The sequence below is a fragment of the Tannerella forsythia 92A2 genome (assembly GCF_000238215.1).
Taxonomy (GTDB): Bacteria; Bacteroidota; Bacteroidia; order Bacteroidales; family Tannerellaceae; genus Tannerella; species Tannerella forsythia.
This window is the reverse complement of record NC_016610.1, coordinates 608,854-622,938: the sequence shown is the minus strand read 5'-3', so window position 1 is coordinate 622,938 and position 14,085 is coordinate 608,854. Positions and strand designations below refer to the sequence as shown.

Here is a 14,085-nt window from a genome sequence, read left to right as displayed (position 1 = left end):
ATCAGATTAAACAAACTGTGCAGGTACTGCCGCCCTATACCGACAAACTGTCCGACTATTTCGCTTCGCCCGGTAAGATCGTCAGCATCATCACCACAACCGGCATATCCATGACGGATGACTATCTATATTATTTGCATGGGTATATCGAGAACACGGACAATGCCGGCATATGGATCGGCACGGATCCGGGAATTACCCCTCATCCTGTGTACATGCAAAAAACGCCCGGAGTCGGCTTTGCTCCCTACACGTTGACGTATAGCGAGCTTCAACAGATTTTTAGCGAACAGACTTTGAAGTATCAAGGTATTACACGTGAACAAGTTCAACAAAACGGCCTGCCCGCAGGATCGTATCGTATTTGCTTCAGGCTGTTTATCAAAACCGGATGGATGAACCAGTTTGAAGAGGCCAGTCGATCGTGCAGTGCCCCCTTCCGGATCGAAAAGAAAGCAGCCATCGTCGATCAGACGGTGCAGGTGCTTCCGCCCTACACGAACAAGTTGTCCGACTACTTCGAGTCGCCGGGCAAGATACAGAGCGTGATCTTTGTTACACAGTATCCCGACAATCAGGCGCTCTTCAACGTGAGGGGTATGCTTGAGCAGGTGGATGGCAACGTGCGTATCGGCAGCGGGCAGTTTAAGACATCCGTGCGGATTGACGGCACACCCTCGGGCAACAATGTCTCCTTCCCGCCTTACACCCTGACCCATACGAATTACCGTGAGATGTTCAGGGAACCGATGGTGTATCAGGGCATCACCCGCGATCAGGTGCAGCGCGACGGCCTGCCCGAAGGCAATTACCGCATTTGCTTCGTGCTGAGCAATGCCCGAACGGACGAAGAGATCGGGTTGTTTTGTAGTGCCCCCTTCCGTATTCAGAAGAAAGAAGCCATCGTCAATCAGACAGTGCAGGTACTTCCGCCTTACACGAACAAGCTGTCCGACTACCTTGAGTCGCCGGGCAAAATACAGAGCGTGATTACCGTCACGCAGTACCCCGACAATCAGGCGGATTTGGATATGACGGGTACGCTTGAGCAGGTGGACGGCAACATACGCATCGGCAGCGGGCAAAACATGGCTTCCGTACGCATCACAGGTACGCCGTCGGGAAACAACGTCATCTTCCCGCCCTACACGGTCACCCACAACGACTATCGCAACGTGTTCAGAGAGCCGATGGTTTATCAGGGCATCACCCGCGAGCAAGTGTTGCGCGACGGCCTGCCCGAAGGGACATATCGCCTCTGCTTCCGGCTGCGCAAATCTCATTCCACCATCGTGATCGGGACCTATTGCAGTGCACCGTTCCAAATCCGTAAGAAGAACGCGATTGTCAATCAGGCGGTGATGGTCATACCGCCATACACGAATAAGCTGTCCGACTACTTCGAGTCGCCGGGCAAGATCCGGAACGTGATCACCATCGCGCAATACCCCGACAACGACGCCTTGTTGCGCGTACAGGGTACGCTCGAAAGCATAGACGGAAAAATCGTCATCGGCAGCGCACAACACGCGGCTTCGGTACAGATCAAAGGAACGCCCTCCGGCAACCAGACGATCTTTACCCCCTATACGTTAACATACAACGAGCTGCGCGACATCTTCAAAGAACCGATGAATTATCAGGGTATCACGCGCGAGCAGGTGCTGCGCGACGGTCTGCCCGACGGCAGCTACCGTCTCTGCTTCAAACTCTACAACGCGCAGCGGAATCAGCTGCTCAGTCAGGCATGCAGTCCGCCGTTTATGGTGGCTCCGCCCATGCAGAGCGCGCTTGAGCCGCCGCAGCTCATCCAACCCTACGACGGCAGCGAACTGCCGCCCGAGCAGAAGCAAACCGTGCAGTTTACGTGGACGATGCCTCCGGGCGCGCCCGCTACAACGCAATACATGATCAAGATCATCGAATTGAACGACCGTTACGCCAACTACCGCGACATGTTGCGCAACAGCTCCTATCCGGCGTTCTTCGAGACGACGGTTCGCAGCGTGCCGACGTATCTCTATACCCCGGCCAATCCCGCGTTTAAGGAAGGCAAAACGTACGCGTGGGTAGTCCGAGCCATCGGAAACAACGTCAACACGCCGGCAGCGATTGTCCCGAGCGTCACGTTCAAGAACGACGGCTACAGTGAACCGGCTGTGTTCACCTTCAAGAAAAGTAAAGAGGTGAAAGTGGAACCGCCGAAAAAAGAAACGCCGCCGATCGTGAGCGAAGAGGGTCTGAAAATCTTCGTACCCGAATGCCGTAACTGCAACGAGAACTTCGAAGGACTGACAAACAATGTTCCCGAAGGCGGATCGACGTACTATCTGCAGGGTCATACCCTGAATCCGAACCTGCTGAGCGGCCCGAATGCCGGCGCCGACCCGAAAGGCCGGAAACCGGCAAATAGCGACGCGAAGACTGACCTCGGCGGTACATCCCTTGCCTCCGGCTCGGGAACGAAGATCGAGATACCGGCCGATGCCATTGCGGTGAACAATGCCCGCAACTTCTACCTGCGCTGGGAAGATAAGAGCAGCCTGCTGGCCAAACGGCAGCCCAAGCCCGGCGAAGGCATTATCTACCGGCTGCAAATCCGCGAGGCCGCCTCTGAACACCTCGTATGGGAGAAAGACGTGTGGGAACGCAATTCGTATGAGCAGACCAAAAAAGGCCTGCCGTTTGTCGACGGACAAAAGTACGTGCTGTATATCGCCGCCATGCGGGGCGTAGTGACCCCCAACGGGTTCTCTGCCGTCATCGACGCGAAGGGGAAGCCCGATGTGCTTGCCTCGTCGTGCCAGTGCGAGTTTACCTATATGGAACTCGACGATGTGTCGGATCTGGTGGAATATACGGTGAAAGGGAAGCTCCTGTACAAGTTCGAGCATCATCCCGAAAAATATCCGCTGACTACGACGACCGCTACGCTGACGCGATACACGCGCCTGATCGATGCGAAAACGGGAAAGCCTTCGCCGATATGCCCCAAGATGCCCACGCCGAACGACGACCGCCACAGCGTACCCGTCAAAATCAACGACGACGGTACGTTCGAAGCGACGATCTACGCCCGTCCCGATGGAGGACTTATAGAAAAAGATCAAGAGATAGCAGGAATAGCAGGGCCCGGTGCGCGCGGTGATCTGTACGAGTTTTTCAACCTCGAACTTAACTCGCCCTACTATACGCTTGGAAAAAAGGAGGAACGTCTTTCAAAAACCGAGGTCAATCTCTCCGACAAAACCGTCGATCTGGGCGAAATCACCTATAATGTATGGAGTTATACCCTCGAAGTGGAAGTATCGAAAGGGTATAAAGGATCCGACAATAAGGTGAAAGGGACGTATCGCGAACTGAATCCGCCTAACGTCAACGGTCAGGTCAAACGTGTGATGTTCGGACTCGAAGGATACGAGGATATGCCCTATTACGAAGGCGATATACTCCCCTCTCAGCCCAAGGGACCATACGGCAAAAACCTGATTACGGAAGGAAAAGTAGAAATCCGCGAAGGTAGCGACGGCAAGGAGCATACCTACGTCACGTTCGACCGGTTGATCTGCAACTTCCAGTATAACGATCATTATCATGTTTTTATCGAGCAGAAGCTGGAAGAAAACGGAAAAAAGAAAATATACTATACGAACGAGTTTTCACGTACCGAAAAATATCTGGACTTCAAATATGTTCCTACGGGAACAGAGCAGATGCAAGCGGAGAAAGACGATCACTCCAACTTCTTCGTCAAGCGGCAAGCCGTGCTGCTCGACGACCGGCCGCCACGCTCCACCGTCAAAGGACGACTCGTCTTTGCCGACCCGTGTGTGGACGAAAGCCAGAGAAAGCCCATGGCCAATACCGATATCGCCCTGGTGGTAACCTATCTGGTGAAAGACAAAAAGGGAAATGAGGTCGTAATGAATTGTGAAGAGATTGCTGAAAGCTGTACAAACAATAAAAGTGGAGAAAACTCTCCGGTATGGTCACACCACGGGAGACCCGATGAAGGGAAGATGGGTGAGGTGCTGGATAAATTGAAAGACCGGAACAAGATATTGGCGGTTACCCGTACCGATGCCGACGGCAATTTCGAATTCAAGGACTTTGCCCGTATCGATTCCGCATTCACTCAGGAGGGCTACAAAGATCAGGCATATGGAAGTGATGTAACAACTGGGATGAATGTCGAAGGTACGCTTCGGGCTACGGTGCGTGTGGTAGTAAACAACGCCATGAAGCACCGGTGGCTTAACCCGTCGAAAGATATCGAGATCCAGCCCAACAGCACGATGGACGTGGGCGAGCTGAAGGCCTATGTCGATTCGTATATCCTGAGGGTAAAACCTATCGGCGATCCCACTAGAAATGATATCGGCATGCAAGGTCTGACGTTAAGGGGCGCCTGGGTGGAGATTGCGCGCTATAAGATATACGACTCCGAAGCCGCGGGCCGAGATGTCGTTGAAAGGAAGCGTGTGGAGCTGAAGGAAGGGGTAGACTTCAGTGTGCCTCGCCATACGACGAATAGAAATGATCTAATATACTTCGATCTTCCCAATGATTTGCATATTATGACTTTCACCAGCGACAGCACCGGTGAGCATGCATTTAAAACGGATAAAATCTTCTATCCGGGCGAGTATTACAAAAGAGAATATGAGTTAAGAAGAGTTAAGGAGCAGAGAGCAGCAGTACGTTGCTCAGATACCTATCACCGCTATTCAGGTGAGTTTCATTTTACCAGCAGTTTCAAAAGGACGGTCTGTGAAGTACCCATCGCTATGGCTCCCAAAAACCCCATCGTTTCCGGACGCCTGCTCGACTCCGAAAATCTCGGCAGAGGAGTAGATGGAACGGTGTTTTTAGAAAAGATGCAGTGGAATAGTGATGGAACCTTGCTTGAAAACTTACATGCTCCTATAGGCAAGCAAAGTACATCCGCTAAAAATCACGGCTACTTTATATTTGATAATCTAGCGGTTCAAGAAAAAGTAATACGTCTTGTTCCACCTGATAAAAATAGCCCTGAATTCAAAGCTCGTCAGGAAAGAAAGAAACAAATCGAAGAAAGAATGAAAGAAATGAAAAAAGACGATCCAGAGTACAGGGCATTAGCTGAAGAACTTATGACTTTAATCCTTGAGGATAGGCTTAAAAGATACGAAGATGATAGAGATGTGAACTACCTTCTTGATATTGATGCACCCGGTTACTCGTTGCGTAGAGCCAGAGAACAGAAAGGGCTGAAGGATACGGCGGATGTCGAACTCAATCATCGCAGTAGTTGGTTCCCTGCTACCGGTTTTACGCTGAAGATGGGGCAGCAGATGCACTTCCCGCAGATCCTGATGGAGCCCAACGGCAAGATCACGGGGTATGTGGTAGCCGAAGAAGGGCTTGATGGGACCCCGGAGCAGCCCCAAAAGGCGGACGTGCGCTCCACCCGCAGCCGGTTGATCGAGACGAAACAGAAAGACTCCAAAGAAGAATTTACGGTACGCGTGCCGACCCTCCAGGCTAAAAATGCGGATACGCTTTTCATTCTCCCGAGAGATCTGAATTATTTTCCCGATACCGTTCCGCTGCCCGGTTTAACGGATCAAAGCAATACGCACGATCTGGGTAAGAGAGTCGTCAAAGAGCGGAGACACCGGATTCGGATCAAGGTAGGCAAGTTAAGCGAGAAAGACCTCGAAGCATTGCGTAAAAAAACAGGGATATCAGGTTTTGCCGGCCGCATCATGGGCGATATGGTCGAACGGATGAGCGGTATACCGGGCATTACCGTCAAAATCAAAGCTCCGGATGTGGAGCCGGTTGTAACGAACGACCAGGGCATTGCCGAATTCAAATTTACAAACGCGGGTAAGAACTTCAGCTACGAACTGATCCCGCCCGAAAACTCGGAATACATCGCTTCCTCGGGCGAGCTGACCAATCACGAGAGCAAGGAGATGACTACGTACTATTTCCGGATGCGCAAAGGCGCTACGGTAAGCGGTCGCGTCACTTCAAACGGTGAGCCGGTGCCCGGCGCGAAAGTCTGGGTGATGAACGGCGACAATAAGCGGCAAGTGACGGCCGACGACGACGGACGCTATACGCTGCGCGGCATCAAGGCGATCGGCGATTCGGACAACAACAGTTCGGCACAGAAGCTAAGCAGCTCGAAGAACGTCCGAAAGACGCAGAACGAAAGCAGACTGCCGTCCGGAGGGAAGTATTACGCCACGATCCATTGCGGAGCGCCGGACGATAACGAGGAGTATGCCAACCTGCTCGGCAAAGACACGGAGACCGCCTTCGACGCCTTCGACGGCCGGGCCACCGTCGACTTCGACCTCGACATCTTCTACAAAGCCAATATCAGCACGCTGCACGGCTTTAAAGTGACCGTGACCGACGTGCAGGAAGACGGCGGCGATAACTACCGGATCACCGGCACCATCCAGTTAGACAAGACGCCTGGACAGTTCGGAAAGAAAGACGGGATAAGTCAGAATCCGGAGTTTAAAGATTTGAAGGTAAGGGTCAACAACTCCGAAAAAGACGCCAAGGGACGCCCGTACTTTGAAGTGCCGGGCGAAGCCTTCAGCATCGGTATGAAACTGATGAACGTTGAGCTGAAAAGGGACAAACATACCTACCACGTGCAACTGGTCAATGCCGGCGATGCCTTCCTGAATATCGCCAAAGACGGCCTGACGGGCGGCTTGATCCGCTCCAAAGCGCGGATCGAACCGGAGTCGTTCAGCTTCTCCGGCACGAACTTCACTTTCAAGAATGATCAGTTCTACCTCAGCGAAGCGGGGGACGGACAGCCGAACGGACTGGTGACCTCGTTCAAGAGCTACGTGAGCGAAGAGAAGATGAACGCGTGGAAAGCGGAAGCGGAAAGCGAACAGGAATACAGGCTGCACAATGCCGACCGGAAGCCGCTGAGGTTCGAATTCGTTACGTTCAACGCCACCTCGCCCATCAACCGGAGCCTCCTCGGAACCGACGGCGTGATCCGTCTCAAACCCGATGTGTGGTTGATCAATCCGCTGTTCAAACCGTTCAATCGGAACGATACGATCCGGATCGATCTGCCCGAAGTGGCCATCACCCCCGGCAAGATAGAAGACGATGTGATTCTCGATAAGATCGACGTGAAGTTCGAAAACTGGACCATCGAAGCGCAAAATTGTGTGGTGGATGCCTCGAAAGGAGGAATCTCCTCGAACAAAGCCGTCATCCGGACCGGTACGCTCGACCTTTGGGCAACGACGTTCGTACTCAACAAGGATGTCTTCAAACTCGAAGGATTCGATCCGAAACATATTCCGCTCGGCAAGAACAAGAATGTGTCGCAGATCGACATTACGCCCGGCGTGGAATTCCAGCTCGTCGCCGATAAGAAATGCGGCAGCGACATGAGTGCTCACTTGAAACTGAGTCTGATTGGCAACCCGGCCGGCAGCATCAAAAACCTGCCGTGTTTCGACCGTCCGCTCGGATTCCAAACGATCAGCCTCCTGAGCAACGGCGAGAGCATTATCAGCTTCGCTCACGATTGCAAGGCACTGCGCCTCTACGATGTGGTGGACTTCCATCCGCTGACCATCAACTCGTACGACGACGGTTTCAACCTCGACGGTACGATCGACTTCGGCATCCCGGAATTCCCCACCAGCGTCAATTATAAATTGATGTTCACGAAGCAGTCCAGGGGCAAGGAGCTCGAACTCAATATATTGCCAAGCAACTTGCAATTCGTAAACGTCGGTACATTCAAATCGCTGATGGAACGTAAAGACGAACAGATCATCAAAAAGGGACTGGTTAAGCTGCACGGTACCATCGAAGAAGAGGGCGCGCTCGCCCCGATCCGTGTCGTAGTCTGGAAAAAGCGGACCCCATCCGGCAACTACCGGATCTGGATGGATCTGGAAGACCGGGACAAGCCGAAACAGTCGATCTGTCTCGGCGGAGGCAGCCCCGGGTCGGGCGATGCCGAGTTCCGCATCGAAAAAGCCGGTATGATCGTTGACTCCCAAAAAAACAAATGGGATTTCTTGAGCCTCAAGCTCGTTCCGGCAGAAGGCTACGGCGATAAGAGCGGATTCGGTACCGATCCTCTCTACTTCGTATTGAGCGGTGCGCTGCGAACAGAGACGGATATCGACCGCGAAGAACGTCTTATCCGAATCAAGACCGATGATCCGGATAAAGAAGGCGATGCATGGCGAACGACTACGGATATCGACTTCAAAAAGCAGCAGATCAAAATGGCGGGTACCGATCGTGATCCGCAGCAAGAAGGCGTTCAGCAAGACGGCTTTATGGATTTTACATTCATTTATGACCATCCGCGGCAGGAGCTGACCGGTAAAATGCATATTCAGGAGAAGAATGTGGGCGGAACCAAGTTCTCCGGCGATCTTACCATGGCTGTCGGCCGTTACGGATTCTACTTTGCCGGAGGTGGCGAATTTCAGGCCTCGCCGTTCGGAAAAGTGGCCTGCGGAATGATTTTCGGCAGCTACGACCGGCCCGTTCCCTCGCAGGTTTGGGAACAGGTACTGTCACGCTCGAAGCAGAAAGAATTGCCGTGCGACTTTACCGGGGATAAGCTCCGTGGATTCTACGCCATGGGGGCTATGAATGTTCCGCTCACCACTTTCGATTATGAATTCAATCTGAAAATTGCAAGTGGCGGAGTGAAATTTAATGCAGGCGTGGAAGGCGCCGTATGGGGCAGCTTCCTCCCGGGCAATGAGAAGATTGGCGTTTCGGCCATGCTCTATCTCGATGCGGAAGCATACCTGAACTCTTATACGTGTACCAGCGTCAACGCACGCCTTACGGCAACGGTGAAGGGCGAAGCCACAATGGCGTTCCGGGCGCCTTATACGGCGCAATTGAATGTCGGCAGCAACTTGGATTTCTCCTTTTGTGTGAAACAAGAACTGCCCGTTTATGCAGGAGTTTTCCCCATCCTTGTCGGATGCATCGATCCTTCCCCCATTCCGCATAAAGTTTCTTTTAACGAGGTCATACATGCCGGTTTTTCGGCTGCCATCGATTTGAAAGATCCGCTGCACAGCCTGCGCATCAAGAACGCCTCCTTCGGGCTGGGAAGGTGCCAAAGCCCCGGCTCATGCACGCCTGTAAAATCGGAGAAGAGGGGATCGTCGTGCGATTGAATGTAGCATGAGGTGTAGAGACGCCCGTTTAAGGGCGTCTCTACCTTGCACTCCGAAGCCGCAGCGGCGGCCGGAAAGCACATTTCTCGGACAGACATCTCCCCCTGGGCGGTGTGTGATAACGGGCAAACTACTGATTGCCAACGATTATATCAGGCTTTCAGCCCTCCAAACGGGGTATGGGAATCGATACCCCACCCTTGCGGGATGGGGCTGAAATATATCGGGCTTGCAGCCCTTGTGCCCCGTGCGAGCGGTGATAATGGTTAATGGTCAATTGTTATGCGTGGTACACGTCGAATCATGTACCCGGCAAATAACCATTAACAACTAACAATTGGAAAACAGCCCTGAAAGGGCGTGTTAATTCAGCCCAATGCAAAGCGTTGGGAAACAAGGCAACCCCCTCAGCGGAGGGCTGAAAGCCTGAATGAATAATGGTTATGTACAGGGTACACGGGTTTCCGAACGCGGATGCCCCACCTTGTCATTCCGAACATAGTGAGGAATCTCACTTGGAGAAGGAAAAGAAGGAGATTCATCGCTTCGCTCTGAATGACAGAAGAAACGCTCTGAATGACAAAGGAAGTGCTCTGCAATGATCCACCTTGTCATTCCGAACATGGTGAGGAATCTCACTCGGAGAAGGACAAGAAAGAGATTCATCGCTTCGCTCTGAATGACAGAAGAAACGCTCTGAATGACAAAGGAAGTGCTCTGCAATGATCCACCTTGTCATTCCGAACATGGTGAGGAATCTCACTCGGAGAAGGACAAGAAAGAGATTCATCGCTTCGCTCTGAATGACAGAAGAAACGCTCTGAATGACAAAGGAAGTGCTCTGCAATGATCCACCTTGTCATTCCGAACATGGTGAGGAATCTCACTCGGAGAAGGACAAGAAAGAGATTCATCGCTTCGCTCTGAATGACAGAAGAAACGCTCTGAATGACAAAGGAAGTGCTCTGAATGACCCTTCCTGTCATTCCGAACATAGTGAGGAATCTCACTTGGAGAAGGACAAGAAAGAGATTCATCGCTTCGCTCTGAATGACAGAAGAAACGCTCTGAATGACAAAGAAAGTGCTCTGAATGACCCTTCCTGTCATTCCGAACATGGTGAGGAATCTCACTCGGAGAAGGACAAGAAAGAGATTCATCGCTTCGCTCTGAATGACAAAGGAAACGATCTGAATGAAAAAAAGAAATACAATAAAAATATGAGACCATCAGGTACACATAACTATTACGTTTACATTCTTACTAATAAGAACAAGAAAGTGTTATATACAGGTGTAACTAATGATTTAAAGAACCGATTATATTTTCATTGTAATCCGAAACCATTTAGTAAGGCTTTCACTGCGAGATATAAATGCGTTTACTTGGTTTATTATGAGCGATATTCTGATATTTATCATGCTATATCAAGGGAGAAACAGATAAAAGGATTAAGTAGAGAAAAAAAAGAGAAAATGATAACTGAATTTAATAAGCAATGGAGTTTCTTAAACGATGAGATATGAGGCAAACGTACAGATTCATCCCTGACGCTCTGAATGACAAAGGAAGTGCTCTGAATGACCCTCCCTGTCATTCCGAACATGGTGAGGAATCTCACTCGGAGAAGGAAAAGAAGGAGATTCATCCCTGACGCTCTGAATGACAAAGGAAGTGCTCTGAATGACCCTTCCTGTCATTCCGAACATGGTGAGGAATCTCACTCGGAGAAGGAAAGAAAAAGAAAAGATAACAAACAGATAAAGAAATAATTTAAAAACAGAAAGACATGAAAAAGATGAAGAAAATAATGCTCCTATTCGTCGTCGTACTGTGCGGTGCGACCTCGATGGCAGGACAGGAACAATACCCTAACGCCGTAGCCGGTCCGGAGGGAATCTATGTGAATTGCGGCAATCGCATCCCGCGCGACTTCGCCTATCAGGTGTTTCGTCGCGCCAAAGGCAGCAAAACGTGGGATGAGATGGCCACGATAGCATGCGAAAATCATTTCGACGCCTTCTTTAACAAGGTGGTGCTGGCCAACGTGCATAACCCGGTGTACCGGCTCCCTAGCGACAGTACCAAGGGGTTTATCTGGAGATTCGTGCAGCGGGCGGTGTTTACGGACTCCATCCCGCTCTTCGGCACCCTGCCGATGTATCGCGAGGCCCTGGGCGTCACCTGGTACGACGGCACGGCCGAGAAAGGCCAGAAGTACGAGTATAAAGTAGTCACCCTGCAGGCCGGCCGTCAGCCGGAAGAGAAGATAACGGCCGCCGTTTCCTATCCGTTGACCCCGCGAAGCGATTACGGAATCAAGGTGGGCAAACACGAAGTGAAAGGAGACCGGATCGACCTGAGCTTCACGATCGGCAACAAGCAGGATATGTATGCCGCCAAACTCATGCGCGGCTATTACCTGCAATCGGACCTCGTCCCGCTGTCCATCCGCGTAGGTTTCCGGAGCGAAAACGATGTGAGCAAAGCCATCGTAACCGACACGACAGCCATGCGCCGCGGCATCATCCTCTACTGCCTGCAACCGTATGACATCTACGGCAATCTGGGACGCCCGTCGGATACGCTACGGATCACCAACCTGACCGACCTCGACGAAACGAACTATGCGGGCTTGAAAGCGCGACCGGATAAAGAGGGCATCCGCCTGACGTGGAACTTCCCCAAACCGGAGTTCCTGCGCAGTATCGACATCTATAAGGCAGTCGGCTTCCGCGACAGCATCGACTATCGTTATCTGCTCAGCGTCTCGCCCGAGGATACGTGTTATCTGGATAAAGACGTCGTTTCAGCCGAGATCTATTCGTACAAAGTCGTGATCAATAACGCCTACGGCGAAAGTCCGCTCAGCATGAGTGCGATAGGCTGGTACTACGGCGACGATCCGGCGACGGCGCCGCACGACTTGCGCGCCGAAGTGCGCATGGGCGTGGTGGAACTCAAATGGACTCGCCCGGACAAAGATACGAAGGCTTACTACATCATGCGTGCCGTCGGGCGCGACACGACCCTGCGACAGATCGGCAACGCGATTCTTTCCGACAGTGTGCTCGTGACGTATATCGACTCGGTGGACAACGTCAACAGTACGATGCTCACCTATGCCGTATGCTCCAAAAACGCAAGCCGCAACCTTAGTCCGCTCTCCGAGCGGGTCTATGTGACCCCGATGCGTAACGTCCGCCTGACCATACCGCCGAATCTTGCGACCCGGTACTCGGACAGACGGGTGCTGGTATCGTGGGACACGGTCGAGGAGTTCGATCAGAACGTCATGGGCTACCGGCTGGAACGACGCATCGCCCCGGCCAACGAGGCGGATACGACACAACGCTTCGAGACGGTCCACACCGAGAATGCGTTGATGAACTACTACGAAGATGCCGATGTGAAAGAAGGTGTAACGTACGAGTACCGGCTGTTCTCGCAGGGAGCTCACGGTATCGAAAGTGATCCGTCGGTCGTATCGAGCTGTCTTGTTCCGGCCGTCAAGCCGCTTTCCATCTCTTCGCTGCAAGTGCAGAAAACAACGGGAGGCTATCGTCTGGCATGGGAAGAGACGGAGCAGGAAAACATCGAGAGTTATAAGGTCTATCGGGTGCAGGAAAACCAGCCGCCTCAACTGCTGGCCACGATGAAGAAGAACGAAACGTCGTACTTCGATACGGTCAAGGAAGACAAGGTGATTTATCTCTACACTGTCACCTGTACAGGAACAAACGGCGTCGAAAGCGAAGTCGTCCAATGGATGGGTGCGAATTGATGAAGTAAAGACCGTTAATGTAGGGGCGAACCTCTGTGTTCGCCCTTTTTTTGTGTGGTGTCGGGTTTGTCCGAACGCAAATTTCGCAAATGGGCGCGAATCAACGCAAATAACAGTCTTTGTCATTCCGAACACCTCCTCTTGTCATTCCGAACGCCGTGAGGAATCCCGCCCCAAAAAAGAAAAGATTCATCGCTTCGCTCTGAATGACAAATTAATGGTCGATTGTCAATGGTTAATTGTTATGCCGGGTTGTCTGAACGCGAATTTCGCAAATGACGCGAATGGACGCAAATAACAGTCTTTGTCATTCCGAACACTTCCTCTTGTCATTCCGAACGCAGTGAGGAATCTCGCGGGGTAAAAGAAAAGAGATTCATCGCTCACGCTCTGAATGACATATTAATTGTTAATGGTTAATTGTTAATTGTTATGCGTGGTACACGGTATCCGAGCGCAGAGGGACATCCCCCCCTCCCCCCCCTTCAAAGGGGGGAAGAGCGAAGCGAAGGGGGGATGTTACCCCTTCAAAGGGGGGAATGCAGTGCGGTAAGCCGTCAGCAAACAGCGTTCGGTGTGCCGTGTAGGGGCGAACCTCTGTGTTCGCCCTTTTTTTGTGTGGTGCAGGGTTATCCGAACGCAAATTTCGCAAATGGGCGCGAATCAACGCAAATAACAGTCTTTGTCATTCCGAACACCTCCTCTTGTCATTCCGAACACTTCCTCTTGTCATTCCGAACGCAGTGAGGAATCTCGCGGGGTAAAGGAAAAGAGATTCTTCGCTTACGCTCTGAATGACAAATTAATGGTTAATTGTTAATTGTTATGCGTGGTACACGCCGAATCATGTATTTAGAAAATAACCATTAACCATTGACCATTCATTTCGGCGTTCGTCCCTTGGGCCTCGGGCGGTGAGCCGACGGAGCAGCGAGCAGGGCGAAAGAAAATCAGGCTGTTCGAAGCGAAGCGAGTTATCTGATTTTCCGACCTGCAAGCGTCGCGAAGGCGTGTGAAGCGCACGAAGCCTTGACCTTTTGGTTACTTTTGGGTCAAGCCAAAAGTGACAAAAAGAGATTCATCGCTGACGCTCTGAATGACAAATTA

General features: G+C 51.8%; 5 protein-coding genes. All 5 read left to right on the top strand.

All coding sequences use genetic code 11. The features are described 5' to 3' along the window. Positions 1–17 precede the first annotated feature (17 nt). The 5 genes from BFO_RS02525 (at position 18) to BFO_RS02515 (ending at position 12,978) form a co-directional block, all read left to right on the top strand. Positions 18–9,194, top strand: a complete 9,177-nt coding sequence (locus BFO_RS02525) for a TANFOR domain-containing protein (protein WP_014224023.1) — start codon at positions 18–20, stop codon at positions 9,192–9,194. Between the two features lie 576 nt (positions 9,195–9,770). Beyond that, positions 9,771–9,920, top strand: a complete 150-nt coding sequence (locus BFO_RS15805) for a hypothetical protein (protein WP_014224021.1) — start codon at positions 9,771–9,773, stop codon at positions 9,918–9,920. 98 nt (positions 9,921–10,018) lie between these two features. Then, positions 10,019–10,720 carry a GIY-YIG nuclease family protein gene (locus BFO_RS16010; RefSeq protein ID WP_014224020.1) on the top strand — a complete coding sequence of 234 codons (702 nt, stop codon included), beginning with the start codon at positions 10,019–10,021 and terminating at the stop codon, positions 10,718–10,720. Continuing rightward, the gene (locus tag BFO_RS16365) at positions 10,717–10,848 is read left to right on the top strand and encodes a hypothetical protein (RefSeq protein WP_014224019.1); all 132 of its coding nucleotides are present in this window, start codon (positions 10,717–10,719) and stop codon (positions 10,846–10,848) included. Before BFO_RS16010 ends, BFO_RS16365 begins: the two co-directional genes overlap by 4 nt. Before the next feature lie 144 nt (positions 10,849–10,992). Beyond that, complete coding sequence (locus BFO_RS02515) at positions 10,993–12,978, top strand: fibronectin type III domain-containing protein (protein WP_157755275.1); 1,986 nt, start codon at positions 10,993–10,995, stop codon at positions 12,976–12,978. Positions 12,979–14,085: the final 1,107 nt, after the last annotated feature.

What these genes read in the sequence shown, in the direction of transcription:
- BFO_RS15805 (WP_014224021.1), top strand. Translation starts at nt 9,771, where the DNA reads ATGACAAAGGAAGTGCTCTGCAATGATCCACCTTGTCATTCCGAACAT.
- BFO_RS16365 (WP_014224019.1), top strand. Translation starts at nt 10,717, where the DNA reads ATGAGGCAAACGTACAGATTCATCCCTGACGCTCTGAATGACAAAGGA.
- BFO_RS16010 (WP_014224020.1), top strand. Translation starts at nt 10,019, where the DNA reads ATGACAAAGGAAGTGCTCTGCAATGATCCACCTTGTCATTCCGAACAT.
- BFO_RS02515 (WP_157755275.1), top strand. Translation starts at nt 10,993, where the DNA reads ATGAAGAAAATAATGCTCCTATTCGTCGTCGTACTGTGCGGTGCGACC.